General features: G+C 60.4%; 23 protein-coding genes. 15 read left to right on the plus strand and 8 right to left on the minus strand.

The window, feature by feature from the left end:
- Positions 1–8 precede the first annotated feature (8 nt).
- From KUV46_07655 to KUV46_07675, 5 genes are all read right to left on the minus strand, one after another.
- A complete protein-coding gene (locus KUV46_07655; GenBank protein ID QYJ02251.1) occupies positions 9–776 on the minus strand; it encodes an acylneuraminate cytidylyltransferase family protein in 768 nt (255 codons plus the stop codon).
- A 4-nt stretch (positions 777–780) separates the two neighbouring features.
- The gene (locus KUV46_07660) at positions 781–2,244 is read right to left on the minus strand and encodes an aldehyde dehydrogenase family protein (protein QYJ02252.1); all 1,464 of its coding nucleotides are present in this window, start codon (positions 2,242–2,244) and stop codon (positions 781–783) included.
- 82 nt (positions 2,245–2,326) lie between these two features.
- On the minus strand, positions 2,327–3,865 hold the full coding sequence (locus KUV46_07665) for a hypothetical protein (GenBank protein ID QYJ02253.1): 1,539 nt from the start codon (positions 3,863–3,865) through the stop codon (positions 2,327–2,329).
- Positions 3,855–5,537, minus strand: a complete 1,683-nt coding sequence (locus tag KUV46_07670) for a capsule biosynthesis protein (GenBank protein ID QYJ02254.1) — start codon at positions 5,535–5,537, stop codon at positions 3,855–3,857. Before KUV46_07670 ends, KUV46_07665 begins: the two co-directional genes overlap by 11 nt.
- A gap of 84 nt (positions 5,538–5,621) precedes the next feature.
- On the minus strand, positions 5,622–6,323 hold the full coding sequence (locus KUV46_07675; protein QYJ02255.1) for an acyltransferase: 702 nt from the start codon (positions 6,321–6,323) through the stop codon (positions 5,622–5,624).
- A 176-nt stretch (positions 6,324–6,499) separates the two neighbouring features.
- Between KUV46_07675 and KUV46_07680 the strand changes: the two genes are divergently transcribed.
- The 13 genes from KUV46_07680 (at position 6,500) to KUV46_07740 (ending at position 20,404) form a co-directional block, all read left to right on the plus strand.
- Entirely contained in the window at positions 6,500–8,011 is a 1,512-nt protein-coding gene (locus KUV46_07680; GenBank protein QYJ02256.1) for a glycosyltransferase, read from the plus strand.
- 10 nt (positions 8,012–8,021) lie between these two features.
- Complete coding sequence (locus tag KUV46_07685; protein QYJ02257.1) at positions 8,022–8,858, plus strand: ABC transporter permease; 837 nt, start codon at positions 8,022–8,024, stop codon at positions 8,856–8,858.
- Positions 8,858–10,213, plus strand: coding sequence for an ATP-binding cassette domain-containing protein (locus KUV46_07690; protein QYJ02258.1), 1,356 nt, complete (start codon positions 8,858–8,860; stop codon positions 10,211–10,213). The genes KUV46_07685 and KUV46_07690 overlap by 1 nt, the downstream gene beginning before the upstream one ends.
- Positions 10,210–10,923, plus strand: a complete 714-nt coding sequence (locus KUV46_07695; GenBank protein QYJ02259.1) for a class I SAM-dependent methyltransferase — start codon at positions 10,210–10,212, stop codon at positions 10,921–10,923. Before KUV46_07690 ends, KUV46_07695 begins: the two co-directional genes overlap by 4 nt.
- The gene (locus KUV46_07700; protein QYJ02260.1) at positions 10,901–11,869 is read left to right on the plus strand and encodes an NAD(P)-dependent oxidoreductase; all 969 of its coding nucleotides are present in this window, start codon (positions 10,901–10,903) and stop codon (positions 11,867–11,869) included. Before KUV46_07695 ends, KUV46_07700 begins: the two co-directional genes overlap by 23 nt.
- A gap of 19 nt (positions 11,870–11,888) precedes the next feature.
- Positions 11,889–12,839, plus strand: coding sequence for a glycosyltransferase (locus tag KUV46_07705; protein ID QYJ02261.1), 951 nt, complete (start codon positions 11,889–11,891; stop codon positions 12,837–12,839).
- Positions 12,839–13,684 (plus strand): hypothetical protein, encoded by an 846-nt coding sequence (locus KUV46_07710; GenBank protein QYJ02262.1) that lies wholly within the window; start codon positions 12,839–12,841, stop codon positions 13,682–13,684. Before KUV46_07705 ends, KUV46_07710 begins: the two co-directional genes overlap by 1 nt.
- A gap of 63 nt (positions 13,685–13,747) precedes the next feature.
- On the plus strand, positions 13,748–14,989 hold the full coding sequence (locus KUV46_07715) for a DUF2793 domain-containing protein (protein QYJ02263.1): 1,242 nt from the start codon (positions 13,748–13,750) through the stop codon (positions 14,987–14,989).
- A 123-nt stretch (positions 14,990–15,112) separates the two neighbouring features.
- Positions 15,113–16,201, plus strand: a complete 1,089-nt coding sequence (locus tag KUV46_07720; GenBank protein QYJ02264.1) for an N-acetylneuraminate synthase family protein — start codon at positions 15,113–15,115, stop codon at positions 16,199–16,201.
- 13 nt (positions 16,202–16,214) lie between these two features.
- Entirely contained in the window at positions 16,215–17,939 is a 1,725-nt protein-coding gene (locus tag KUV46_07725) for a hypothetical protein (protein ID QYJ02265.1), read from the plus strand.
- Positions 17,936–18,454, plus strand: a complete 519-nt coding sequence (locus KUV46_07730; GenBank protein QYJ02266.1) for a hypothetical protein — start codon at positions 17,936–17,938, stop codon at positions 18,452–18,454. Before KUV46_07725 ends, KUV46_07730 begins: the two co-directional genes overlap by 4 nt.
- A 5-nt stretch (positions 18,455–18,459) precedes the next feature.
- Entirely contained in the window at positions 18,460–19,302 is an 843-nt protein-coding gene (locus tag KUV46_07735) for an SDR family oxidoreductase (GenBank protein ID QYJ02267.1), read from the plus strand.
- 13 nt (positions 19,303–19,315) lie between these two features.
- Entirely contained in the window at positions 19,316–20,404 is a 1,089-nt protein-coding gene (locus KUV46_07740; protein ID QYJ02268.1) for an acyltransferase, read from the plus strand.
- Between the two features lie 5 nt (positions 20,405–20,409).
- Here the strand turns inward: KUV46_07740 and KUV46_07745 are convergent, their stop codons facing one another.
- The 3 genes from KUV46_07745 to KUV46_07755 all read right to left on the minus strand — a co-directional run bounded on the left by KUV46_07745 (position 20,410) and on the right by KUV46_07755 (position 24,660).
- Positions 20,410–22,716, minus strand: a complete 2,307-nt coding sequence (locus KUV46_07745) for an FkbM family methyltransferase (protein QYJ02269.1) — start codon at positions 22,714–22,716, stop codon at positions 20,410–20,412.
- A 56-nt stretch (positions 22,717–22,772) separates the two neighbouring features.
- Positions 22,773–23,834 carry a glycosyltransferase gene (locus KUV46_07750; GenBank protein ID QYJ02270.1) on the minus strand — a complete coding sequence of 354 codons (1,062 nt, stop codon included), beginning with the start codon at positions 23,832–23,834 and terminating at the stop codon, positions 22,773–22,775.
- 130 nt (positions 23,835–23,964) lie between these two features.
- Positions 23,965–24,660: an FkbM family methyltransferase gene (locus KUV46_07755; protein ID QYJ02271.1), complete on the minus strand. Its 696-nt coding sequence runs from the start codon at positions 24,658–24,660 to the stop codon at positions 23,965–23,967.
- Between the two features lie 140 nt (positions 24,661–24,800).
- Here KUV46_07755 and KUV46_07760 point away from each other — a divergent pair, with 140 nt between their 5' ends.
- Positions 24,801–25,862 (plus strand): hypothetical protein, encoded by a 1,062-nt coding sequence (locus KUV46_07760; protein ID QYJ02272.1) that lies wholly within the window; start codon positions 24,801–24,803, stop codon positions 25,860–25,862.
- A gap of 56 nt (positions 25,863–25,918) precedes the next feature.
- Positions 25,919–26,923: a hypothetical protein gene (locus tag KUV46_07765; protein ID QYJ02273.1), complete on the plus strand. Its 1,005-nt coding sequence runs from the start codon at positions 25,919–25,921 to the stop codon at positions 26,921–26,923.
- The last annotated feature ends 4 nt before the right edge of the window (positions 26,924–26,927 follow it).

Here is a 26,927-nt window from a genome sequence, read left to right on the forward strand (position 1 = left end):
TTTTGGGTTCAGTCGCCTTTCCAGGCGGGTTGTTCGATTTTCGGCAGCTCGGCTTCGCCATCCTCGACCATCATTTCGAGGAGGCGCCAGTCGCGCGGGGAGTTCACATCAAGGCCTTCAGAGCCTGACGTCAGGAAAGGGGTCAGCACTTCGCCAGCGATGGTGCCCGCTTCCAGCGCGACGCGCGACCAGGCGATCTCAAGGCTCGCATTCTGGGCATAGACGCGCGGCAGGCCCGGATACTGGGTCGAATGGTAAGGCGTGATCTCTTCGGGCTGCATCGGCATGAGCGGGTGCATCCGCTCACCGCGCACCACCCACATCTTGCCGGGGTGCTGGGCGCAGGGTTCGACCGCGCGAAGGCTGTCGACGCCTTCCTGCCGGGTGAACTGGTCCCAGGCCCGCTGGATGGTGGAGGGCAGGCGGCAGGGGCTGGTCGGGCGCAGCAGGGCGAAGGCGTCATAGGCCTCTCCCTTGTCGGCAAACCAGCGCAGCGCATGCTGGATCCAGTCAATGTCCGGGGACTTGTCGCCAGAGAATTCCGGCGGGCGCATGAAAGGCGTCTCCGCGCCATAGTGGCGGGCGACCTTCGCATAGTCGTGGGAGTCGGTTGAGACGATGACGCGCCCGAAAATGCCGGACTGCTTGGCCGCCGCGATCGTATAGGCGATCAGCGGGTGGCCCATGAGCGGCGCGATGTTCTTGTGCGGCACGCGCTTGGAGCCAGAGCGGGCCGGGATGAGCGCGATACAGCTGGGTGAAGACGCCGTTGCCATGAGCCTAGAGCCGTCCCGGTTCGGTGATGAGGTAGATGTCTTTCAGCTCTGTGTAGACATCCAGCGCTTCGGTGCCCGGCTCGCGCGTGCCATTGCCAGAGGCGCGAAGGCCGCCGAACGGCATGTGCGGCTCTGAACCGAACGTGCCCGCATTGACGACAGCGACGCCGGTGCTGAGCTCTTTCGTGAACGTCCAGGCGCGGTCCCAGCTGGTCGTGTGGATCGTCCCGGTGAGGCCGTATGGGCTGTCATTGGCGAGCGCGACGGCCTCTTCAAAACTGCTGACCTTGTAGATGGCGCCGACCGGGCCGAAGAGCTCTGTCGTTGAGAGGTGAGAGTCTGCCGGGGAGCCTTCGATCAGCGTGGCCTGCAGATAGAAGCCGCCTGAAAGGTCACCGCCGATGCGTTCACCGCCGCAAAGCACCTTGGCGCCTTCGCCCTTGGCGCGCTCGATGGCGCTCAGCATGTTGTTCAGCTGGCGCTCATTGATGACAGGGCCGAGCTCACAATCGTCGCCGACACCGGCCTTGAGGGAGTTTGCCTTGGCGACGAAGGCATCGACGAACTCGTCATAGACCGCGTCCATGACGATGAAGCGGCTGCCTGACGCGCAGCGCTGGCCAGCATTCGAGAAGGCAGAGAGCGAGGCCCAGTGGACCGCCTTTTCGATGTCGGCATCGTCGCAGACGATGAAAGCGTTCTTGCCGCCAAGCTCCAGCGAGACCTTCTTGAGGTCCGCGCCTGCCTTACCAGCGATCTCGCGGCCAACACGGGTCGAGCCGGTGAAGGAGATGACGTCGACATCCTTGTGGGCGGTCAGCGGCGGGCCGACTTCCTGGCCGAGGCCCTGAACGACGTTCATCACGCCTGCAGGCACGCCAGCTTCGATAAGCGCGCGGGCCATCCAGTCCGCCGAAAGCGGGGTGTCTTCTGCAGGCTTCAGCACGACGGCATTGCCGCAGATGAGGGCCGGGAAGACCTTCCAGGCAAAGTTCGGGGCGGGGGTGTTGGCGGCGGCGATCAGGGCCGCGACGCCGCAAGGCTGGCGGACCGTCATGCAGGACTTGTTCGGCGCGCCGGATGGCATGGTGCGCCCGAAAAGGCGCTGGCCTTCGCCGGCATAGAAGCGGCCGCACATGACAGAGCCGGTCGTCTCACCCATCGCAGCAGAGAGCGGCTTGCCGGCTTCTTCAGCGACGATCTTTGAAAGCTCTTCGGCCCGCGCTTCGATCAGATTGCAGGCGGCGTGCAGGATCTGTCCACGCTGGACAGCAGGCGTATCAGCCCAGGCCTTCTGCGCAGCCTTGGCAGCGGCGATGGCCTTCTCGACCTCGTCGGCGCCGCCATGGTGCAGCTTGGCAATCGGCTTGCCGCTATGGGGGCTGAGGATGTCAGACGTAGTCTGACTGGAAACGGCCTCTCCATTGATCAGGGATTTCACGTTCTGCGGATCGAATGTGTCCAGCAATGACAGCTCCTGTGATCGTCTTTACTCGCGCGGCGGCTGCGCGCGTCCCGGTGCTAGCCGATTAAAGCCAGCCCGGGCAAGGTCAATTGGTGGCTGCGCCGCCTTCAATTGCCGCAAGCTCGTCCTTCATGACGATCTTGCCGGACAGGGGCTCCAGCGTGATGGCCGGGATTGGCTGCGAGAGCTCCCCCTCGACCACGGACGGGTCGAGCTCGACCGCATCCAGCGTGTTGTTGACGAAGACGAAGGCGTTCTCGAACTCCCGCATGTGCACATGTTTGGAATAACGCACCCGCTTGGTGAGGTCCGGGCCGATCGGCTTCGACCAGATGTCGAAATAGGCTTCGCTCGTATAGATGTCGAAATGCTCGGTCGGGTGGGTGTGGAAAAGCGTGTCGTAATGCCGGTTCGCATACAGCATGAAGAAGCAGGTCAGATACTCTGCCAGATGACGCTCAATCCCTTCATCGGTCATCTTGAACCGTGTGGTCCAGCCCGCGATCACGTCCTCGGTGCCGTGGAACCGGTAGGTGCCGGATTTGACGATGAGCTGTTTCTTCATCCGGTGTGAGTTGTCGAAGAATTCCTGCAGCCGGTCATAATAGTCGACGCCGTCGCGTTCATAGTTGCGCCATTCCCAGCGGAAGGGCTGCTCCCAGAACATGCCATCTGACGCCTTGAGGTACTGGCGGACCAGTTGCGGCTCTGTCACGAGGATACTGTCGAGCATGGTACCGTTCAGGAAGAGTGTTTTCCCGTTAGCCTTGAGCAGACCGTGAAGCTCGGTGAACATCTTGAACTGGTTTTCCTGGAAGCTCGGGAACCAGTCCTTCGGCAGGTCGAAGATCAGGCCGGGCGCGCCGAAGCCATAACGCCGAACAGCGTAATCGATCAGGACAGCGTCAACTTCGTTCGAAACCATGATTTCGAGAACGCGGTTGCAGAGCGCCGTGCGCACCTCTGGCTTGCGGATATCGAAGACGTAGCCATGGGCAACGAGCGCCTCGCCCTCGACAAACTTCAGGCGGTCTTCAGGATTGGGGCTGCGTTCGGGCTGGTGAACATAATGATCCTCCGGGAGGCCTGAATTCTTCCCGAACAGGTAGGTGTCGTCATAGTTCATGACGGCATAGCCGATAAAGCGCTTGGCGAGGCCCTTGCGCTTATAGGTTTCCCGCATCTCTTCGAATGCGGGCATGTTCATCGTCAGCTTACAGACGCTTTCGTCATAGTGGTAATTGCGCGTGGAATAGCCTGAATAGCGCGTATAGGCGTGCGTGACCTCTGGAGTGCCGCGCAGCGGTATGCCGAGCTTGCCGACCTTGGTGTTCAGGAACCCGACAAGCGATCCCGTCATCGTCGGAATGAACTTGTTGTGGGCCTCACGCGACAGCCATGGATCGCCGAACGGGTTGAGCAGCTGTTCCTGTTCGCTCTTTTCATCGCCGCGATAGAGGGTGACGCCGTTGCTGAACCTCGACAGTTTCAGCATCTCGGCGGAGCAGGACTCGCTTTCCACGCCGTCGCGAGGTTCAAACCCTCGCTTTGGCAGGCGCCGGCGGACGTATCGTATCGCCCGGTGAAGTAATGAACTTGCCTTCAGGCCTAGATTAGATGGCATCCTGGTGCTCTGCCTCAAAAACGAAGGGGGCGCCGGTCAGGATGCCCTGGGTGATGGTGTCGAGTCCCGGCCACTTGCCGGGGGCGAGATCGTCTACGCTCGGTACGTCGATGTCGAACATGGCGCCCGTCCCGTTTGGCTGCAGGAAAGGCAGCGGGATCATGCGGCGGAAGAAGAAGTGGTAGGCGTAACGAAGGGCCCGCTCACGGTCAGGTGCCCATTGTCCGGGGGCGGCAGGCAGCTGGTCGAGCAGTTTGAAATAATGCGGCTTGTCGCTCGCATCCTGCGTGACGCCCTTGTTGCGGATCCACGCTTCGCCGGCAACGATGACAGGCTTGCCGAGCGGGGTCAGCTCTGTGCCCATCTTGGTGCCATAGATGATGACCGCGTTGGAGGCGTGCGCCAGCGCGTAGGTGCTCGCATCCTCATCGGGTTCGATGATGTGGATATGGCGGGGCAGTTCCGGAAAAGACTTCTTCACTTCATCGACGACGCGCTGGCGTGACGGGATCGCGCCGCGCACTTCGGCGGGGTGGACGCGGATGACGACTTCAAGCTCTGGCCGGTCAATGAAATAGCGGATGGAGTCGATGATCCAGTCCTTCATCCCCGGAAAGGCGTTGGCTGGATAATGCAGCTGGGCGTCCCACATAACATTGGTCAGCATGGAGACGACAGGCTTTGAAAGGTCGATACCTTTCTTCTCGGCGAAGGATTTGAAGTCCGAATCCGGCTCTTCGTGGAAGTAGATCCAGTCCTTGCCGCCGCTGGCACGGCTTTCGAGATAGGCGCGGACTTCATCGCGTACCGCTTCTGACATGTCGAGCTCTTCCCATGTCTCGACCGGCTCACTCATCATGGTGTGATGGTAGGTGTCGTCATGGCTGAAGATGAAGCAGTTCTTCCGGTAGGCCACGACCCAGGTCACGACACGCACGCCTGCCTTGCGGCAGACATCGGCGGCGATGCCCTGCGGGCTGTAGATGCCATGATGGAGGACGCAGACTTCAGGCTTCCAGGCGGCAATGATGCGCTCATAGACGCGCTTGGTCAGGATCGCGCCCTCAAGGTAGCGGCGCTGGACCTCTTCCGCGCGCGGCTGGCCTTCCAGGTCGCCTGTCGCATAGTAGCGGAGCGCGCCAGCCAGCGCGTGTTCGCCGACCGCGATGCCGTCGAGTTTCCAGTCCGAGATCGAAGCAAGATCGACGCTGGCCGCAAGCGATTGCGCCTCGCTGAAGTCTTCCTGTTTCAGATGGTCTGAATAGCGAAACTCCGGCAGGCCCATTGGCCGGTGATTGTTCGTGCCGCGATTGAAGCACGCCTTGCAGAGACGGTTCACGAGGCCGAACTCAGCGATCATGTCGGGCGGTGTCGCCTCGCTATAGGTCGGCATCAGGCAGGCGGGCATGGAGCCGTCACAGAAAACGCGGCCGACTTGCGCCCCGGCTTTGGTGAGACCTGCGGCCAGTACGCCGTCCAGATTGGTCACGGCGCCGTGCATGCCCGTATTCGACCCGATCAGGACGCGCGGACCTGTGGCTGATTTTACATCCGCTTCCCACTGGCCTTTCGATGCGGCGATCAGGTCCGGCCACGATGAGAAGCCCTTCTCGGGCGTGAAAGGCTTGGTCGCGCCTTTGAAGCGTGGCGGCATTTTCAGTTTCGAGGACATAAGCGCTTGGTTACTTCCGTTCTTCGTTATCGGCCGGTTGCGAGGGTCGTTCTGCGGGCGCCGATCAAATTTCGATTGTCAGGTTCAGCCGCCAGGTGGACTTGGTGTGGGGCGCCGCTCTTCTGGTCTGAGTTCGCGAACCACCTTTGCCGGGTTGCCAGCCGCCACGACACCTGCCGGCAGGTCGCTGGTGACAACGGACTGCGCCGCCACGACCGTATCGTCGCCGATGGTCACGCCTTTCATCACAGCGCTTCGCAGGCCGATCCAGCACCGGCTGCCGATGACGATCGGCGCTGAGCGGATTTCGAGGGGCATGGCGAGGCGCTTGTCGCCCAGCATGCGGCGGAACTGGATTTCGCGCTGGTCGGCATGGGTGGGGTGGGAGTCATTGTCGAACAGCTGGACACCATGCGCCAGCAGGGTCGCCTGCCCAATGGTGATGGATTGCGACGCTGACAGGATCGTGTCGTCGCCGACATAGGTGTACTTGCCGATCCGGATGGTGGCGTCCCCTTCAGCCTTCAGGATCCCGCGTATCGCGGTCGGGCCGTGAATGCGGACATTTTCCGGCGCCCCGCCATTGATGAGACGCGCTTTCACGCCGAGCTTCACGTCGTCATCGACGACAGCGCCCTTCGAGAAACGGGTCCACACATCAAGAAGACGTTGGGCCTCGGTCTCATTGTCGGGGATTTGGGCTGCAGCTTCGGAGAGGGAAGCTACTCTGGGATAGACAAGCCCTTCCGCGAACGCGTGATCGTCCGGGTACAGTGCGCCGCGCATGTGGTACTCTCCCTCACCAGCTTGGACAGCGTTAGTTTTCTATTTGCCGTGGATCAAGTCCAGCGCTCAGCGTATCTTGGATTGGAGCGGGGCTGCAACTTGAGCAAATGGCTTTACGCATCTAACGAGCGTTGATAACGCCTCGCGCCGTACGCGAAACAAGCTCAGGAGCTCCCATGAGAATTGGGCTGCGCATATTCTACAATCCGGCCTGGATGGGTGGTGTGAACTATGTTCTCAACATCGCCCGCATGCTGGGCACGCTGCCTGAGGGCGAGCGCCCGCACATCACCTTCCTGACCAGCACGCCGCAGGCTGAAGAGATTGCTGCAGAACACGCAGGGCTTGCCGACGAGATTGCGCCCTTCGCAAACGCCGCGTCTCTGAACCTCGATTTCGTCTATCCGGCGACGCAGCTGCCTGAAGCGCCCTTCGGCGCGCCCTGGGCTGGCTGGATCCCTGACTGGCAATGCCAGCACTATCCTGAGCTATTCCCGCCAGAAGAACAGGCTCGCCGCTTCCTTCAGTATAGGGAGCTTGCGCGCGGCCCGGCGGCCTGCGTCTTCTCAAGCCAGCAGGCGATCGAGGACACGGCGAAACTGTTTCCAGATTTCGAGAAGGATCACTGGAAGATCTTCCACTTCCCGGCGGTCTTCGATGAGGGCTTCTGGCAGGAAGGGAGTGGCGGTACCGATGCGGTCCGCGCCCGCTTCAATGTGCCAGATGACTATCTCATCGTTTGCAACCAGTTCTGGCGCCACAAGAACCACCTCCAGATTGTCGAGGCGCTGGCCGCCCGGCCTGAGCTTGATGTCCACGTCGTGATGACTGGCGCCATCGAGGATACGCGCTGGCCGGACTATGCCGCCAGCATCCGGGAGCTTCTGGCGCGCGAAGATGTGGCCCGCCGCGTCACCATCACCGACCGGATCAGCCGCGACGAACAGCTTGCCCTTCTCAAGGGTGCACGGGGTTTTGTGCAGCCAAGCCTGTTTGAAGGCTGGAGCACCTTCGTTGAGGAGTCCCGCGCGCTCGGCCTGCCGGGGCTTCTCTCCGACATTCCGGTGCACCGCGAACAGTCGCCAGCAGGCTCGGTCTTCTTCGACCCCAATGATGTGAACTCGCTGGCGAATGCGCTCGAGAGTTTCTGCGCGGGCCTCCCGCCGCGCCCGAGCCTTGCTGAGGCTGGCGCGCGTCATGCAGGCTATGTCGCAGACCGCGCACGCACCTTTATGGAGATCGCCCGATTTACCGCCCAGCGCTTTGATCCAGCGCGCCATGATGCAGGCGCCGTGATCGCGAAGGCTGCGCCCGCTCTCTTTGATGAGATCGGCAAGCACCGCCACGTCACGCAGGAAGCGTTTGATCGCTGGCTCGGCAATACGCGCCTGTCGCTACGCGAGAATCCGGAAGACCTTGCGCGCATTGGCGGCATGATCGCTGAAGGCAATTCGGCCTTCGCGGCCAAGAGCGACAAGTTGCTGGTGCAGGCGACGCTCGCCAAGGCGCCGCCAGAGATGCGTCAGCGCTTTGTTGATTACGATCCTGTCAGTGATGAGGCAGAGCGCCGCGAACGCATCGCTAGGGTGCAGTCAGCCATTGATTCTCCACGCGCGCGCGCGCAACTTGCGTCGCAGAATTTCCTGTTCCGGCTGAAAGACTTCATCCGCCGGAAGCTGCGGAGCTAGACCTTCCGATATGTCCACGCCGTCCAACCAGCCCGTGATCCATATCAGGCCGCAACGCCCTGTTGGCATTTTGAGCCTGACGGAGATCTGGAAGTTCCGAGTTCTGCTGGCGCAGATGATCAACCGGAATATCCGCTCGCGGATCCTGAACTCGCCGGTCAGCATCGTGTGGGGCTTTATCCGCCCAGCCATCATGGCGCTCGCGCTCGTCTTTATCCGTCATATGTCCGCGGCCAATCTGGGCGCGCAGATCCCTTATCCGCTGTTTATCTTCAGCGGTCTCTGTTTCTGGTTCCTCTGGGCAGAAATGGTGATCCAGTCGGCAGGGTCCCTCCGGCTTGATTCGGGGATTTCGAAGAAGGTCTACTTCCCGCTCATCTTGAGCCCGATCGCCGTCGTCGCGTCGCGCTGGGTCGACATCTTCATTATTTCCGCAGCCGTGATCGCGTTTCAGCTCTATCTCGGTGTGCCCATGTCATGGGAGATCCTTGCCATGGTGCCGGTGACGGCGGTCATGTTCCTGCTCGCCTTCGGGATCGGGGTCCTGTTCTCGGCGCTCTACCTTATCCACCAGGACAATTCGAAATTCCTTGAGACGGCCGTCTATCTCGGTCTCTTCCTTTCGCCGGTTCTGTTCTCGAAAGAGATCCTGCCAGAGGTGATCCAGACCTATTACAATCTCAATCCAATGGTGGGCGTTCTGACAGGCCTGCGCGGCGCTCTTTTTGCGCCTGAGCATGTCGACTGGGTGTCGCTCGGTATTTCGGCGATCATTGCCGTTGGCTTTACCATTGTTGGGTTATTGCTTCTCGACCGGATGGCCAAAAGTTACGCTGAGCGAGTGTGATGCCTGATACGCTACCCCAATCTGCGCCCGAAGCGGCGGCCGGCGATGATGAGCGCAAGCTCGTCATGGATGTGCGCGGCCTGTCGAAGCGCTACAGGATGACGTCGCCTGTGACGCGGACAGACAAGGACGGTCACAGCTTCAAGGACAATTATTATCAGGCGCTCAAGGATGTGAGCTTCAAGGTCTGGTCAGGCGACCGTGTCGGCATCATGGGCCATAATGGTGCGGGCAAGTCGACCTTGTTGAAGATCCTGTCCCGCGTGCTCAATCCGAGTGATGGCGAAGCCTTCATTTATGGGCGGGCGACCTCGCTCCTGGAGGTCGGTACAGGCTTCAATCCGAAGATGACCGGTCGCCAGAACGTCTATCTCAACGCTGCGCTGCATGGCCTGACCCGCAAGGAAATCGACCAGCGCCTCGATGAGATCGTCGCCTTCTCCGAAATTGGCCGCTTCATTGAGGAACCGGTTGAAACCTATTCGACAGGTATGCGGGCCCGGCTCGGCTTTTCGGTTGCGGCCCACCTCGACCCGGACATCCTGATGCTGGACGAAGTTCTCTCGGTTGGCGACGCGGCCTTCCAGAAGAAATGCCTGGAACGGATGGACGAGATCACCGGCCATGACCGCACACTCATCTTCGTGTCTCACTCCACCGGGGCAATCCGGCGCTTCTGCGATCGCTGCATCTGGCTCGATCATGGCGAAGTCGTCATGGACGACGATGTGATGGCCGTGACGGAGGCCTATGAGGCGCAGATGATGAATATCGCTGCGACGTATCAGGCGCCCGAGAAGAGCGACCCGAAAGCGGGCGACGAGAAAAAGAAGGGCGCCAAAGCCAAGAAGCCGGAGACGGCTACTGTGCTGGAAGCCGACGCGGACGATGGCTCTGTCGCTGAACTCGTTACCGCGCGTGTTCTCGATGATACGGGCCAGGTTGCCCGCTCGGTGAAGATCGACACGCCAAGCGCCATCGAGATCGTCTTCGATGTGCATCAAGCGGACATGCGTGTTGAACCTGCGCTCCACGTCAAGAACGAGATCGGCGACCTGATGTTCGTCGTCGCCTTCACCGATGGCGATTATCCAGGGGCCATCAACAAACCTGGCCGGTACAAGTGCCGCGCGCGCATTCCGGCCAACTTGCTGAATGAAGGCCTGCACTATGTGACCGTGGTGATGGTCACGGCTGATCCGCTGACGCGTCACCAGAATGTCGATAATGCCGTCGCGTTCTCGGTGTATGAGCCGCAAGGCGATGATCTTCAGCGGGCGCGCGGGCGCTATTCGCGCAACTTCCCCGGCGGTCTCAGGCCGCGCCTCGACTGGTCCACGGAGCGCGAAGGATGACGCAAGCGCCAACCACGGCCCTGTTCGATGCCGACAATTATATCGCCATCAATGAGGCGCGCTGGACGATCGCGGACAAGGTCCTCAAAGCCCTGCGCAATTCCGGCATGACGCTGGAAACGGCCTATGATTTCGGTGCCGGGCCGGGCTGGTTCGCGCGTCGGCTTCACCATTCGAAGCTGGATGTTGTCGCCCTCGAAGGGCGCCATGATGTGGCGGAAGAAGGCCGCAAGAGAGCGCCTGATTGCAAATTCGATGTGCTTGATTTTGATAATTGCGCGACGTCAGACGCGCTTGCACCGCGCGACTTCGCTCTGTCTTTCGGAATTCTCTATCACCTCGAAAACCCGTTGCGTGCGCTGCGGATGATGGGTGCGATGACCGGTAAGGCTATGCTGCTTGAGACAATGATTGTTCCAGACAGCGATTTTGTCGGGCGGATTGCCCGCGAAAATCCGAACGCGACCCAGGGTATACAGCCACTTGCCACAATTCTGAGCCGTACCGCGCTGGAGCGGGGTATGTGGGCGGCTGGTTTCGGCCATGTCTATGAATGCAAGCTACCGGTTGATCATGACGATTTCCGGGATCTGGAAACCCGTCATCCGCGCCGCGGTATCTGGCTGCTGACCCGGGATGATGTCAGCGTAGAGGGCTTTGAGCCGCTGCAGATTGAGGAGCCGCGTCGTGCCAACTACTGGCGGAAATAGCGGGTCACCCGGCCTTGTGATGATTGCCGGGGGCGGCGGTTTTCTTGGGACCGCGACGGCCCGGCTGATGGCGTCGCAGGGGTGGAACGTTGTCACGCTGGGCCTCGGCGCGCCGCAGGGCGCTTTCGTGCGCGAGGGCAATGTCCACCACGCCGAGGGACTCATCCAGCGCCAGCTTTTCCACGCGGCCATGGCCGATCATGGCAAGCCCGATGTCATCATTCATGCTGCTGGTGGGGCGTCTGTCGGCCGGTCATGGGATGATCCGCGCGGCGACTTCAACCTGTCGGTTGGCAGCACGGTCGAGATCCTCGATTTCATTCGCGAAGAAGCGCCCGAGGCGCGTCTGGTGCTCGTCTCGTCTGCGGCTGTCTATGGCAATCAGGGCAAGCACCGCCTGTCGGAGAGCGACCCCTGCGAGGCGATGTCACCCTATGGCCTGCACAAGCATGTCTGCGAGGAGCTGGTCACCGGCGAGGCGCGCATGAACGGGCTGGATGTGTCCATCGTGCGGCTGTTCTCCATCTTTGGCGAAGGGCTTCGCAAACAGCTTCTCTGGGACATCATGCGCCGCGTGAGCGCTGACCCGGAAACGACGCTGGACCTCTGGGGCAGCGGGGATGAGACGCGTGACTTCGTGCATGTCGATGACGCGGCCGCCATTCTTGCGACGCTATCTGCAAAGCCGGGCGGCAAGGGGACGGTGCGGCTGTTCAATGGCGGCAGTGGGACTGCAATTACTGTGCGTGAGCTGGCTTCCATGCTGGTCAAGGCTGCGGGATATGACACACCGCTGAGCTTTAACGGCAAGGCGCGCTCTGGTGATCCGGTGCATCTGGTGGCAGATGCTGCTCATCTTCGAAGCGGCCTCGGTTTCTCGCCCAAGGTGAGCCTCGAGGCGGGATTGAAACGCTATGCGGACTGGTTCAAGACACAGCAGTCCTGAAAACTATGGGAATAATTGAATGACGGATGCCGTTCTTTCGATCGTTGCGGGCACCTATAACCGCTGTGACCAGGTAAAAAGACTGGTCGAGTCCGTGCAGCGCGAGACCAAGCTCCCGTACATCCTGTACATCACTGATGCTGGCTCGACTGATGGCACGATCGAGTATCTGGAATCTGTCGCCAGCGACCGCGTGCGCCCGATTTTTGTCGGCAAGCTGCTGGGTCAGGCGCGCGCCTATAATGACGTCTTCATGCAGGTCGACACGCCCTATGTCTGCTGGGTTAGCGATGACAATGAGATCGTCGATAATGGCCTCGAAAAGGCGGTTCGCATTCTTCAGGCGAACAAGAAGATCGGCATGGTCGGCCTCAAGGTGAAGGACAAGGAAGGCCCGTTCGTGAAGGCGCCTTATATTGGCGGCGTCTCACCGATCGGGATCCTGAACGTCAATCAGGGCATGCTGCCGACTGAGGTGATGCGCGCTGTTGGCGGCTTCAGCGAGGAATTCCGCGACTATGGCATCGACCCTGACCTGACCGCAAAAGTGCTCTTTCTTGGCCGTGATGTGGTCTACACGCGCGATGTGACGATCCATCACTATCGCAACTGGGCCGAGGACAAGGAAAGCGAAGACTATAAGAAGCTTCAGGCCAAGCATGAGCGCTTCCATGAGCTCTACAAGAAGAATTACGCCCAGTATGATGCTCCGAGCCGGACTTGGAGACTGAAAAAGCGGGCATGGGACTGGGCGAAAGCGCGTTTGTCCAAGCGCTTTGACCTTTCGATGAACTCATCGAAGCCGATCTTCCGGAATCTGCCGCGCGATTACTACAATACGATGATGGCGAAGCATATCGGCATGTTCGATCCGATCCTGACGATGAACAAGGATTTCCACCTTCGCCAGCGCTATCGTGGCCGCAGGCCGAGCATCCAGCTGATCGGCGAACCCGGCAACAATAGCTGATGAGCGCTGGGGCGGCTGACCCTCGGAGCGCCTGGCTGGCGGGGGATCAGGGCGCGAAGTCCCGCCGGAAAGTCTATTGGCGCTCCGCGCTTGAAGCGTGTGGAAACAGGACGCCCGTCCTCCTATTCGGGGACAGCATTTTTGCCGGTGAAGTCGAATTTTCACGGTGCACTGACGGTGTACCGGCGGTGTTTCTGCCGGTGGTTTTTCCAGAGCTTGGTCTGAGCCGGCTTTTCGAGGCCGCGAACAAGCCGCTTTTTGCGATCTTCGGAGGCTCCCCGGATGACGGCGACGCGGTCGATGCGCTGATCGAAATGCTCGGCGACCGGACCGGCGCTTGTTTCGTCCTTCAGGATAGCGGACCGCACCCTTCAACTCCGGAAACGCTGGCCGCGCTCATGTCGGCAAGGCTTGGGCGGCTGGTTGATGCGGGGCTTTCGGGGCTGGTTCTGACATCGCCGACAGCCAGCGGCGTGATGGAACGGTTCGACTGGTCAAGGCCGCTTCGCGGTGGTGGTCCGAGCGCGAATGATGTCACGGTCAGGCTCGCAAGTGAACGCGGTGTTCCGTCATTTGATTTTGCTGGTTTGATGCGAGAGCTGGCGACCAAGGTCGGTGATGAGGCCCTGTTCCAGCCTGATGGGGTTCATCTCAGTCTGGCAGGGAGGCTGGTGCTGTTGGGGGCGGTCTATAAAGGGCTGACGGGTGAGGTTCCGGTGCTAGACGAGCTTGCCGGGGAGCTAGCGAAGGGCTGGGCTGAAGCGGGGACAGACGAGAAGGTTTCCGCATCCGGGCTGCCCGGTTTTGCCCGTCTTGTCAGGGATGCACTGGGCAGAGAGGGCTGAACTTTCAGACCGTAAGTGGTGCGCGATTAGTGTCACCGCTCCAGTCAATTGCCGGAGCCCCAGATGGACCAGACCCCACGTATCGGCCTTTCATATCTTTCCGCCAATCAGGCGATGAAGCATGTCACCCTGAATGAAAGCCTGCGGCGGCTGGATGCGGTTGTGCAGCTAAGCGTGGTGAGCCGGAGTGAGGCGGCCCAGCCAGAAGCGCCGCTGGCGGCGACATCCTACATCCTGCCGACGGACAAGACCGGTGAAAACTGGGATTTCATGGCCGTTGGGGCCATTGCGAGCTTTCAGGACGGCGCCTGGTTCGAGATCGCGCCGCGCGAAGGCTGGCTTGCATGGATAGAGGACGAAGCGTCTCTTTTTGTGCTGACCGGAGACGGCTGGGAGGCTGTGCAAGGCGCCGGGAGCGGGCCTGCCCTGACGCTGGGCATCAATTCCGAGGCCGATGAGACCAACCGGCTGACTGTGCGCAGCGATGCCGAACTTCTGACCCATGACGATGTCACACCGGGGACCGGGGATGCGCGCAAGATCATCAACCGGGCGGATAGCACGAAGGTCGCGTCGGTCGTGTTCCAGACCGATTTTACCGGCGAGGCAGAGTTCGGACTGGCGGCGAATGGCGGGTTCGAGCTGCGTACCAGCGATGACGGGACGGCCTTCGACACAGCGCTGAGCGTCGACACGGCGACGGCGAATGTTGGGGTGGGTGGTGCGCCGTCCGGGCGCTTGTCGGTGATCGACCAGAGCGCCGCGACGAACGACCAGCCAACACTGAGCGTCGTGCGTGACGGCTATTTCGCGACGGCCAGCCTCGACACTTATGCGACCCCTTCGGCCTATTCATCCTTTTCGATCCAGAAGCGGGCACGCGGAAGTCTCGATGCGCCGCTTCCGGTGCAGTTGGGCGACTGGTGCGGCGGGTTTTCGTTTCGTGGATTCACGGCTGATGAAACCTGGGCGCAGAGCGCGCTGGTCAATGCGCAGGTCGATGGGGCGGTCTCCGGCGTATCTGTGCCAATGTCGCTTGGCTTCTGGACCGGTGTTGGCGGCATCAGCGAACGTATGCGGATAACATCTTCGGGCCGGGTCGGTATCGGTACGAGCGAGCCGAGCTGCGCGCTGCATGTCGCCGGTGCTGTCAGGCTTGGCAGTTCCACCCAGGCGAGCCTCCCAAGCGCTTCGGCCGCAGGCGCGGGCGCGCTCTATTTTGTGCCGGATCTTGCCGCTGGGGCAGGCGTGATTTTCAGTGATGGGACGACCTGGAGAAGCATGACGACAGGTTCCAGCATCTAAAGGCCGTAAACGCTGACTTATTCATGTTTGATCGATTGAAAACGCCGGGGAAACGGGCTAGCCCTTCCCGCGAACCTAGCAGGCGGGGACCGCAGTCTCCGAAGAGAGAATGAGGGTATAGTCATGGCTAATCGTGAAATGGTCGTGGACGGCATCAAGATCAGCGACAATGACGATATGTATGTCATCGCCGAGATTGGCCAGAACCATGAAGGTGATGTCCAGAAGTGTAAGGACCTGTTCGATGCGGCGAAAGCTGCAGGCGCGCACTCTGTAAAGCTTCAGAAGCGCGACAATCGCTCGCTTTACACCAAGGAATACTACAACCAGCCGTACAATTCAGAGAACGCTTACGCGCCAACCTATGGCGAGCACCGCGAAATGCTCGAATTCGACCGCGACGAGTGGATCGAACTGCGCGACCATGCCAAGAAAATCGGCATCACGCTCTTCTCCACCGCCTGGGACTATAAGAGCGCGGACTTCCTCGAAGACCTCGACATGCCGGCCTACAAGATCGCTTCGGGCGACCTGAAGACGCTGCCGCAGATCAAGTACATCGCGAAGTTCGGCAAGCCGATGTTCATCTCGACCGGCGGCGCGTCGATCGAAGACGTCCAGCGCGTCTATGACGAGATCATGCCGATCAACCCGAATATCTGCATCATGCAGTGCACCTCGGGCTATCCGCCGACCTTCGAAGAGCTGAACATCCGGGTCATTGAGACCTATCGCGACATGTTCCCGGATATTCCGATTGGTTTCTCCAGCCACGATAGCGGTATCGCCATGGCCATGCTCGGCTATATGTGCGGCGCCCGCGTGCTCGAGAAGCACTTCACGCTGAACCGTGCCTGGAAAGGCACCGACCAGGCATTCTCGCTGGAGCCAAACGGCCTTCGCCGCCTCGTCCGCGACCTGCAGCGCGCCCGCGCCGCACTGGGCGATGGTGTGAAGCGCACCTACGACTCTGAGCACGCCCCACTGATCAAGATGGGCAAGAAGCTTTGCGCAACGAGCGACCTGCCAGCCGGTCACACGATCACCGAAGCGGACATCGCGCTGAAGTCGCCAGGCGACGGCATCGCGCCATACTTCCAGGACGTCTTTGTCGGCAAGACGCTGAAAAACGCTGTTGCCGATGATCAGGCCTTCACCTTCGAGGATATCGGCCTGACGGAAGCTGCTGCGAACGAAGCCCTCAAAGCCTGATTGGTAAGAGGGTGTGGGCTCGCTTCTCAGCGACATACGCACAGCCGTAAGGCAATCTGAAGCCTATGCGCCTGTCCGGCGCTGGCGGCTTGAAAGACTGACGCGCCGGCCGGGGGTTTACCCTGACTGGCGCGTTCTGCTTTCCGGGCATGAACAGGACTGGGCCGCCGCGAGCGAAAGCGCCGATGGCAAGCGCATCCTGATCGCGACAAGTCTTGGGCTTCATTTTACCGCGAATACGGTCGACACGCTGATGGCAGCGGCGCTGACGCTGCGCGGGGCCAAGGTCGATATCGGCTATTGTGATGGCCTGCCGGCCTGTCAGGTGATCGAGCATACGCTCGCGCCCAGCCTGCCACGTATTGCCAAGGAGGGCCCGGGACCGGATTTTTGTGGGGCATGTACCAGCGCAGCAGACCGGGTGAGTTCGCCTCTGGGCCTTGATGTCCGCAGGTTCTCCGACGTTCTGAGTGAGAGTGACCGCGCCGAGGCGAAGGCCTTTGGTGAGCGCTGGCAGGGTCATCGCAGTACCGAACATGACGACCCGCGCGTCATGCACGCCTATGCCGGCGCGCTGCGCTTTTTCGGCAAGGGCGACCTTGGCGATAGCGATCTTGAAACGCAGATTTTCAGCCGCTACCTCGCGGCCGCCTCGCTGTCTGATGCGGCGGCGCGCAGGTTGATCGACGCGCATCAGTACGATGTTATCGTCGCCCACCACGGCATCTATGTGCCGCAGGGCCAGTTCGCCGAAGCGGCGCGCGATACCGACACGCGGCTTGTGACCTGGCACCCGGCCTATCGGCGCGGGCGTCTGATCTATCAACATGGTGACACGTATCACCGCGCGATGATCGACGAGCCGGAAAGCGTCTGGAACCAGCGTCCGCTGAGCGCGGCTGAGACCGCAGATCTCGACACCTATCTCGCCTCACGTGAGACCGGGGCGCAGGACTGGATCACCTTTCAGAGGCGCGACCCGGAAAGCCTGCAATCGACCTATGCCGCGCTGGACCTCGACCCGGCAAAGGACACCTATCTGCTGGCGGCGAATGTCGTCTGGGATGCGCGGCTGAATTATGCCCAATCAGCCTATGGCCACATGATTGAATGGGCGATCGACACGGTGTCTTGGTTTGCGAAGCACCCGGATCGCCAGCTGGTCGTGCGGTGCCATCCGGGCGAAGTGATGAACAGCCCGCGCGCCTCTGACAGGCTGGACGATGCGCTCCGCGCCGCCTTCCCGGAGATGCCGGAGAATGTGCGGCTGGTCTCGCCTGAAAATGACATCAACACCTATTCGATCGCGCAGCTGTCCAAGGGCGCGCTGATCTTCAACACCAAGCTCGGCATGGAGCTGTCGGCCCGCGGCATGCCTGTGGTGGTGGCGGGCGATGCGTGGATCCGCGGGAAGGGTTTCGGGCGCGACGCCTATGACCGTGAGTCCTATTTCCGCCTGCTGGAGAGCCCGGGCACGTTCGACCCGCTGACCGAGAGCGAGATCGAGGCGGCGCGGCGCTATGTCTACCACTTCTATTTCCGCCGCTGCATTCCATTGAAGGCGCTGGACGGGTCTGCCGGGTGGCCACTGACGCAGCTGCATGCAGACGCTTTTAATCTGGCAAAGCCGGGCGTGGACCCGAATATGGACGCGATTTGCGAGGGCATTCTTGCTGGCGCGCCATTTGAGACGATAGATGATGAGAATGCGCTGGACCGCGCGGGGGAGATGCCATGATCAGGTCGCTGGACGATCCGGAATTTGCCGCGCGGGCGCGCGATGTCGAGATACTCGGCATCGATTTCGACGGGGTGATGACCGACAACAAGGTCTACGTTTTCGAGGATGGCCGCGAGGCTGTGGTCTGCTCGCGTCTTGAGGGCTATGGCCTGCGCGCGGCGGCGGCGACGGGCGTCTATTGCTTCATCATGTCGACCGAGGAGAACCCCGTCGTCACGGCGCGGGCGAAGAAGCTGAAGATCGACTGCCAGCAGAATATTCCTGACAAGGTGGCGGCGTTCACCAAAGTGCTGGAAGAGCGCGGCCTCAGCTTTGCTCAGGCGGCTTTCATCGGCAACGACACCAATGACAAGGGCGTGCTGGAGCTGGTGCACCTGCCGATCTCTGTTAGCGATTCACACGAAGTGCTCGACACGATTGAGACATTCAGGACAAAGCGCCTCGGCGGCAATGGCGCGGTGCGCGAAGCCTGCGACGCGATTGCGCAGGCGCGCTCAGGCAAAAAAGGATAGGCAAGATGCTGGACAAACTTTTCGGACTGTATGGACGCACCATCGTGGTGACGGGCGGCTATGGCCAGATCGGGCGCGCCATGGCGAACGGCCTTGTCGGCTGCGGCGCGAATGTCGCTATCGTTGAGCCAAATGCCAGCGATGAGGCGACCGCGAAGACGTTTCCGGACGCGCCGGATGATGTGATCAAGGCATTCTCTGCCGATGTGACGGACCGGGCTTCGCTCGAGGCCGCGCTTGAGGCGATCACCAAACACTTCGGCACGCCGTCCGGCCTTGTGAACAATGCCGCGCTCGACAGCCCGCCAAACTCCACGGCGGCAGAGAATGGTCCGTTCGAGGACTATCCGGCCGCGAGCTGGGAGCGGATCATGGACGTCAATGTGAAGGGCGTCTTCCAGTGCTGTCAGGTGTTCGGCAAGGCGATGGCCGATGCGGGCAAGGGCTCGATCGCCAATGTCGCCTCCATCTATGGCACCGTGTCGCCGGACCAGTCGCTCTATCAGTATCGCCGTGACCGGGGTGAGACCTTCTACAAGCCGGTCGCGTATAGCGCGTCGAAATCGGCGCTCTACAATCTGACGCGCTATCTGGCGGTCTATTGGGGGCCGAAGGGCGTGCGCACCAATACGCTGACCTTTGCCGGTGTCTTCAACAATCAGGATGGCGAGTTCCTCGACAATTACGAGAAGAAGATCCCGCTTCGCCGGGGCGGCGATTATGACCGCCTGCGGGGCATGGCACTCGCCGAAGACTATGTCGGGCCGACGGCCTTCCTGATGTCGGACGCCTCATCCTATGCCAATGGTGCAGACTTCCGCATCGATGGCGGTTTCCTGGCGATGTAGGGAGGCAATCGGGGTGGGGGTCATCAGGTTTCTTCTGGCGATGACCGTCGTGGTCGATCACTATGGCGGTGTCCTTGGCTATCAGATGGGGTCAGGCTCTGTCGCGGTAGAGGCCTTTTTCATCATCTCTGGCTTCTACATGGCGCTTGTGCTGCAGGACCGGTATGCCGGGCGCCTGAAGCTGTTCTACACCAATCGGTACTTGCGGCTATTCCCGTCCTATTTCGCGATCCTGCTGCTGACGCTGATCGTCGGCATTGCGACCGGCGCCCATAGCCGGTTCACGCTGCCCATGGATGAGCTCGGTGCCGTCTTCATGGCGGGAGATTTCTGGACGAAGGCGTATATCGTCGTTTCCAATCTCGGCATCGTGTTGCTGGATGCGGCGCTTTTCCTGTCCTTTGATGGCGAGAGTCTGAGCCTGACGACCGATTTCACGGACTCTGCCGTGCCGGTTTATCAGTTCCTGCTGATCCCGCAGGGATGGTCGTTGGGGCTTGAGATCTATTTCTACGCGCTGGCACCATTTCTTCTTGTGAAGGGATGGCGTGTCGCGGCGGGGTTGGCCTTGTCGCTTGGTGTGTTCATCGCCCTGTCGATGACGGCGCTGCCAAGCGATCCGTGGACGCATCGCTTCTTCCCATCGATCCTTTTCATGTTCCTGGCGGGGTCACTGTCCTGGAAGCTGTTGCGTCACAAACTCGATGCGCCGTGGATGAAGAAGCTGGGGCTTGTGCTGCTTATCCTGACGGTGGTCGTTATCCTTGCCCTGAATGCCAGCCCTTTTGATAGGGAAATTACGCGCTTTCTCTTGCTTACACTTATCGCCATAAGTGTCGGGCCGGTGTTCGCGCTGGTGAAGGACAACAGGTATGATCGCGCCTTGGGCGACCTGTCGTATCCGATCTATGTCGCGCACCTGCTTGCCTTTATTATCGCAGGTGAGATCTATGCCGAGGGGCAGGCCCTGCTTGGCACGGTGCTGACCATCCTGATCAGCCTGGCGCTGGTCTATGCAATCGAGCGCCCGCTGGACCGCTACAGACATGCGCGTCTGAAGCGCCGCAAAGATACAAAGGCGGATGAGGTAGCCAGCAGCTAATTCGCTTATGGGCGCCGGCGCAGGTGCTTGCCGAGGCCGATCTCGTGCAGGGCTTCGCGCTGCTGCAGGATGCGGACGAGGGCACGCTTCTCGTCGATCTCAGCCTGAAGCACCTGCTTCTCGACTGCGAGCGCCTCGATCTCTGCTTCAAGCGCGGCTTGGCTCGCGGCGGCTTCGTCGAGTTCCCGGCGCTGATCAGCGCGCAGCTCACGGCTGACCTCAAGATGCTTGCGGGTTTCCTTGTGCGCCGCGCGCTCCTGTGAGAGCAGCATTTTCAGGTCACGGTGGGTCTTCTCGTGAGCGGCCTTCTCGCGTTTGAGGGCGTTGCGCTCCTCTGAAATGATATATTTCAGATCGCGGTGCGTTTTCTCATGCACGGCTTTCTCTTTGGCGAGCTCTGCGCTGGTCTGTTTGTGCGCATTTCGCTCCTCAGAGAGGATTTGCTTGAGGTCCTGGTGGGTCTTCTCGTGCGCGGCCTTTTCCTTGGCGAGCTCCGCTTCCAGGCGCGCGCGCGTCTGCTCGTGAGCGGCTTTCTCTTTCGAGATCAGAACATCGAAATCCCGGCGGGCCGATTCCTGCGCTGCCTTCGCCGCTTCGAGCTTCTGTTGCAGATCATTCGACAGGTTGCGGAAGGCTTCCATGCGCTCATTGAGCGAGTCACGCGCGGCGAGGACCGTCTGGAGCTTGCCTTCGAGATCGGTGCTGCGAGCTTCGGCGTGTGTGAGTAGCCGCTTCGTTGCGCTGAATTCCTGCTTCGACGCCTTCAGGGCCTCATCGGCCTGCGCAAGCTGGTTTTCGAGATCCTTGCGGGCGGTCATCGACTCCAGCAGCGACTTCTTCATCTCCTCTGCCCGCTCATATTGGCGGTCGAAGGAGGTGCGGATGTCGGCGATCTTCTGGGCGTGCTCGTCCTCGCGGACTTTCAGTTTCTCATGGAGTGAATCGGTGACCTTCTGGAAGGCCTCGATGCGTTCCTTGTATTTCTCGACAGTTTCGCCGAGCTGGTCGGATTTCAGACGCAGGCGCTTTCTGTCCGCGTCGGCCTTGTCGTAATGGCCCTGAAGCCCGTTGCGATAGGCTTCTGCGCGCTCGATCTCTGTGCGAAGGCGGCTGACTTCGTTCTGGATGCGCTTGGAAAGCGGTGTCTTCCCGCCTGTCGAGGGGAACTCTGCCTCGAGCCGTTCGACGTCAGCGATCTTGTTCCGGACATTGCCGAACTCTCGCAGGATGAGGTCTGCGGCGTTTTCCAATGGAGCCGATTTGGCGGCCTCGACCTCATTATTCAGGGCGGCAAAGAAGTCGCTCGCCCAGGCGCAGGTCTCGCCCGTGAGGAATACGGTGCCGGATGTGTCGGCAGGGATGTCGCTTGCCTTCTTGAGCTTCACCAGTGTCTGGCTGCCATCATAAAGCTGGGCCTCGAAGCCCGCGCTGATGAGGGGCTGAAGCTCCTCAATGAGGTTGGCGCGTGCGTCCTCGGTGAGATTCTTGTGGCTGTATTCAAGCATGACGAGCGCCGACTTGCAGCGCTCCAGCGTCTTGTGGGCGCCGGCCAGGACTTCTGCCTCATGACCTTCGGTGTCGATCTTCAGGAAGTCGATCCGGTCCAGGGCGGTGACCGGCGCGCATTTATCGAGCGCGACCATGTCGACGGTTGCGGTCTCGAGCACAGGCGAGCGGCCCGTGTCACGCAGGCCGCTGAAAGCCCCGTCGGTCGCGACGAAAAACTCAGCCTTGCCGCCCTTTTTGGAGGCAGCGGCATTGATCGCTTCAACGCGGCCTGAAAGCCCATTCTGGCTGATATTTTTCTTCAGCAGATCGAATGCTGATGGAAGCGGCTCAAGCGCGATGACCTTGCCCTTTTGGGCGATATGGCCCGCATGGACACCGAACAGTCCGAAATTGGCGCCGATATCAACGGTAGTGGCAGCTTTGGGAAGGGTGGCATTGAGCGCGTTCAGGACGTCGGCTTCATTCATGTTGCCGATGAAAAACTCGGCACCAAAGAGGTCCCCAAGGTCGACATCGAAACGCAGTCCGTTTTTCAGCTCGGCGGTGCCTGTCTCGCCGGATCCGGCCGGATACAGCGAACGGAGCCTCGTGCGGATCAGACCACTCAACTCGATGCGCGATTTGGCGTCCCGGAGCGTCGTGAGGAGGCGGAAAAGCGATAGAAGGTCCGGCTCTGGCGACTTGCCCTTCAGAAGATAGGGCGCCCGGCGATCAGCTGGCGCAGCCGCGGGCGCAGACGCTGCGGCCTTTTTAGCCGGCGTCTTCTTCGCTGCAGTCTTCTTTTTGTTTTGTGCCTGCGCCATGCCTGTCATCTGTCTACGGATAGTCGAACCTCAGACCGGATCGCCTGATCTGGTGTCTATTTCAAGTTTGGATTTCGTTTCTTGGCAGCGCGCTCTTCCTGCCGGTAGAGCCTCGTCCACGCCTTGTCCGCTTCATCGCCGGGCGGTTCGTCGAGATAGATCTTACCCATTTTCCTCACGCCCTCATCCGTCACAAGGTCGGGCCAGTATTGCTTCATCTGCGCCCGGTCATAGGACATGAGCGCCGTGTTACCGGCCCGAAGCTCTTCTTCTATGCCCACATAGTGTTCACAAATTGACCGGGGTGCATCGATGATGGCGTAGCCGCTGTCCCAGATCTTGAGAGAGAGGTCCGTGTCAGACTTGTAGAAGACATAGTCGTCTTCATTGGCGTACTGGGCCGCTTCAAGCGCTTCACGGGTATAGATGCCATGGTTGAGCATCAGATTGCCGCCAATAGTGCGCTGGACGTAGTACCGTTTCTGCTTTGGCCAGTCGCGGAAATAGAAGGCGCAGGCCCCAACGGGCACGCCCGCCTTCTTTGCCGATTCAATCTGCTCGATGCCATTACGGATTGCGCCGGGCATGAGCAGGCAGTCGTCCGAGATCATCAGGATGTAATCGGCAGAAGCGGCGCGGAAGCCCATATTCATGAAGCCGCCCCAGCTGCGCCGGCGCATGGAGGTCTCGCCATCCTTGTAGCGATTGTACTGGAGGATGGTGATCACATCCTCCTGCTTGGTCAGCCACGGGATCGTACGGTCGTCTGACCCGCCATCGATGACAATGATTTCGCCGTCCAGGCCTTCGAGTTCCCGTCGCACGGAGGCGAGGCATTTTTCGAGAAGCTTGCGCCGGTTGAGTGTGCCGAGGACGACGCTGACGCTTGGGCGCGGGTCAAGACAGTCATGCCGGGGCCGCGGCTTGCCGGCCCGCTCCAGATTTGGACGGATCGGGTCGACCGTATGATCGACCACATAGCCGCGCTGCTCGGCATTTAGAGAGTTGTGCCACTGGTTCCTGACAGCGTTTTGAGGCGTTTGAGGTGTTGGCGCGCTCTTTCGGCCTCCACGGATGACTGAACTCGCGGCGCGGCGCGCGCGTCTGGCCCACTCCATTTCCTGCTCCTGCTAATTTCCTGCCGGTCGATTTACCGATCTCAGCACGCCGTCACACTTGCAAGGCCTATACCCAGCACGCCTTAAAATGTCTGCCATTCGAGGGAGCGCGGTTTGTCTATTCAGTCGCTCAGGAAGCTGCCGGGGCGCCCGTGCCATACGAGTTGCGCTGCCAGATCGGATGATCGTCCCTGATGAAGATGAGGTGCATCTGCCAGAGCGCGTGGTCGCCGGGCCGGTAGAGCGGATCGCACATGTCCACACAGCGGAAGCCGAGTGATTTCATGTGGAGCGACATCTCATCGAAAGTGAGGTTCTTGCGATCAACGAAATTCAGCTTGAAGTTATAAACCTCCATCATGATGAGGCTCGTATTCTTCAGCGTCTCTTCGCAGCCGGCAAGGATGTCGAGTTCGACACCGTGCGTGTCGAACTTCATGAAGTAAGGCCCCGGCATGTCGAACTCTTTGACCAGCGTGTCGATCTTGCGGAGCGGGGTGGTGTGCACGTTTTCGCCGCTTGCCACTTTGGAGAGCGCGCCGCCGACATCGTTGGATTTCAGGAACTGGCCTTCGCCATCTTCGGATGACGCGCCGCACACGACATATTTGGTGCCTTCGTGCGTCGCAGCGAGCTGCTCCCAGATCTCCAGGAAGCGCGGGTCCATGTCGATGAGGAGGGTCTGCATGTCGGGCCAATGGGACTTGTAGAAGCCCAGATCATCGCCGCGGCCGGACCCGATATTAATCAAGCTGCCAACCTCGATTTTCTTTTCTGCGATCCTGGCAAACGCGTCTGCGATATGGGCGGAATTCTCAATTGGCATGCGGCAGTCCTCAAGCGTCGAAAGTCGAACCCGTGTAGCCACAATTGCGCCGACAGAGCAAGCGGTGTGCGGATGTTACGTAGTTGACATTTTCACGCTGTGAGAGATTCTCCCGCCAAGTGGGCTGGAGTTAACAAAGTATGTCAGTTGTCAAAGAAAATGACCGTAACGGGGATGTGGGCGAAGCAGTGGCGTCGCCGTCCCGCGACTACGAGTCCGAGATTGCGGCACTGAAAAGTGACCGCAACCGCTGGAAGAGCGAGGCTCAACAGCTTGCCGAGCAATTCCAGAACATGCCCACGATCGATCGTACGTACCTTATGACGAAGGGAACGATGCGCCAGCGGCAGACCTATCACATGCTCGCGCGCGAGGTTAAGGCGGCTGAGATCCAGCGACGCCGTGAACTGGGCCAGAAATACCTGGCCGAACAGAAGCTGGACCCGGAGACGGCGAAGCTGGTCGTGCTGCAGAAGGATGGCTTTGCCTCTCTCGACCTCAGCCATCACCCACTGGTTCAAGACGCCGTCAAGGAATGCCTTGATACTTACCAGGAGGCGATCGATTCCGGCAAAGAGCTTCTGTCCAAGGACAGCCTGGAATTTGTCGGGGATGCCGGTTGGCCATTCATCGCGAGCGGCGGTGTCTACAAGCTGGCGACAAGCCCGCTGCTTCTGGCGCCTGTCATCCGCTATTTCGGCATGATGCCGATCATGACGGGCTTTGGCCTGCTGTCAGCGCGCAATGAAGAGTTCTATCCGCATTCGTCCCAGCGCCTGCACTTCGATCCGGAAGACCGCACGCAGCTGAAGGTTTTCTTCTACATCACGGATGTGGACGAGAAGTCCGGTCCGTTCATGGCCGTTCCGGCCGAGGACAGCGCCGTCCTCTACAATGACCCGGATTTCAGACTGGCCCGTCAGGATGACAGCGCCGTTCGGGAAGGATCTATCCGCACCTTTACCGGCCCGGCTGGTACGGCGATTTTCTGTGATACGTGCCGCTGCCTGCATGCAGGTGCACGGCCTGGTGACAAGAAGCGTCTTATGCTGAGCATCGAGTACAATATGCCAACGCATCTCGCCTCCAAGCTTTGGGACGGCGACCCGGTGCCTGAGCGTCGCTGCCGGACGCTGAAGGTCAGGGACTATAATCTGAACGAGTACACCGAAGCCTTGTTGGCGCACCCCAAGCCCGTGTAGAGCTCGCTGAACCATCGGTTCGAACGCACTGACACAATAGGGAAGCGGGTAAGCTCATGCCTGAGACAATGCAGGACGTGAACGTCGACAAAATCGTCGGCGAGCGTGACTTCTGGCGAAACAAGGCCGAGCAGTTCATGGCGGTCTCGCGCTCTGCAGCCGTGTTCGAGCGCGATTTCGTGATCAGGCAAGGCAGCATGAAGCAGCGCAAGCAATATCATGAGCTTGCCCGCTTTATCAAAAGCGAGGAGATCGCGCGCCGCGAAGAACTGGGGTGCCGCTATTTGGCTGAACAGTCGCTCGCGCCTGAGACGTCGGCGTTCGAAATACCGAAAGATATCGCGCACGCGTCCATCAATCTCAGCCACGACCCGCTGGTGCAGGGGGCCATCGCAGAGGGGCTGAAGTCCTATGAGGATGCGGTCGCGTCCGGCCGGGAGTTCCTGTCAAAGGACAGCCTTCAATTCCTTGGGTCGGCGGGCAAGCCATTCGGCGCCGACAGCGCAATCTTCAAACTGGCGACCAGCCCGCTCCTGCTCGCGCCGGTTATCCGCTATTTCGGCATGTTCCCGATCATGACCGGTTTCGGTGTGACGCTGGCAAAGAATGAGGAGTTTCATCGCAAATCCTCGCAACGTCTCCACTTCGACCCGGAAGACCGCGCCCAGCTGAAGGTGTTCCTCTACATCACCGATGTCGATGCCAATTCCGGCCCGTTCATGGCGGCCGCGGCAAAGGATTGCGAGTTCCTGTTCGAGCGCCCCGACTTCGTTCTCGACCGGCAGGAAGACAGCGTTCTGCCTGAGGGCGCTCTGCACGAATATCACGGGCCCGCCGGCACGATCATCTTCACCGATACGTGCCGGTGCCTGCATGGCGGCGGGCGTCCCGGCAATCGTGAGCGCCTGATGCTGAGCATGGAATACAATATGCCAACCTATCTTGGCTCAAAGCTCTGGGAAGGCGACCCGGAACCCGAACGCTGCCGGACGGAGAATATCAGGGTTGAGAACCCTGATGAGTTCATGAAAGCCCTGCTCGCGCACCCGGCGGCTGGCTAGTCCC

The organism is Thalassovita mediterranea (assembly GCA_019448215.1).
In the GTDB taxonomy this organism is placed as follows: Bacteria; Pseudomonadota; Alphaproteobacteria; order Caulobacterales; family Hyphomonadaceae; genus Henriciella.

Coding starts and splice junctions, on each gene's coding strand:
- KUV46_07655 (QYJ02251.1), bottom strand. CDS start 776: ATGGCAACGGCGTCTTCACCCAGCTGTATCGCGCTCATCCCGGCCCGC.
- KUV46_07665 (QYJ02253.1), bottom strand. CDS start 3,865: ATGCCATCTAATCTAGGCCTGAAGGCAAGTTCATTACTTCACCGGGCG.
- KUV46_07670 (QYJ02254.1), bottom strand. CDS start 5,537: ATGTCCTCGAAACTGAAAATGCCGCCACGCTTCAAAGGCGCGACCAAG.
- KUV46_07675 (QYJ02255.1), bottom strand. CDS start 6,323: ATGCGCGGCGCACTGTACCCGGACGATCACGCGTTCGCGGAAGGGCTT.
- KUV46_07680 (QYJ02256.1), top strand. CDS start 6,500: ATGAGAATTGGGCTGCGCATATTCTACAATCCGGCCTGGATGGGTGGT.
- KUV46_07685 (QYJ02257.1), top strand. CDS start 8,022: ATGTCCACGCCGTCCAACCAGCCCGTGATCCATATCAGGCCGCAACGC.
- KUV46_07690 (QYJ02258.1), top strand. CDS start 8,858: ATGCCTGATACGCTACCCCAATCTGCGCCCGAAGCGGCGGCCGGCGAT.
- KUV46_07695 (QYJ02259.1), top strand. CDS start 10,210: ATGACGCAAGCGCCAACCACGGCCCTGTTCGATGCCGACAATTATATC.
- KUV46_07705 (QYJ02261.1), top strand. CDS start 11,889: ATGACGGATGCCGTTCTTTCGATCGTTGCGGGCACCTATAACCGCTGT.
- KUV46_07710 (QYJ02262.1), top strand. CDS start 12,839: ATGAGCGCTGGGGCGGCTGACCCTCGGAGCGCCTGGCTGGCGGGGGAT.
- KUV46_07715 (QYJ02263.1), top strand. CDS start 13,748: ATGGACCAGACCCCACGTATCGGCCTTTCATATCTTTCCGCCAATCAG.
- KUV46_07720 (QYJ02264.1), top strand. CDS start 15,113: ATGGCTAATCGTGAAATGGTCGTGGACGGCATCAAGATCAGCGACAAT.
- KUV46_07730 (QYJ02266.1), top strand. CDS start 17,936: ATGATCAGGTCGCTGGACGATCCGGAATTTGCCGCGCGGGCGCGCGAT.
- KUV46_07735 (QYJ02267.1), top strand. CDS start 18,460: ATGCTGGACAAACTTTTCGGACTGTATGGACGCACCATCGTGGTGACG.
- KUV46_07745 (QYJ02269.1), bottom strand. CDS start 22,716: ATGGCGCAGGCACAAAACAAAAAGAAGACTGCAGCGAAGAAGACGCCG.
- KUV46_07750 (QYJ02270.1), bottom strand. CDS start 23,834: ATGGAGTGGGCCAGACGCGCGCGCCGCGCCGCGAGTTCAGTCATCCGT.
- KUV46_07755 (QYJ02271.1), bottom strand. CDS start 24,660: ATGCCAATTGAGAATTCCGCCCATATCGCAGACGCGTTTGCCAGGATC.
- KUV46_07760 (QYJ02272.1), top strand. CDS start 24,801: ATGTCAGTTGTCAAAGAAAATGACCGTAACGGGGATGTGGGCGAAGCA.
- KUV46_07765 (QYJ02273.1), top strand. CDS start 25,919: ATGCCTGAGACAATGCAGGACGTGAACGTCGACAAAATCGTCGGCGAG.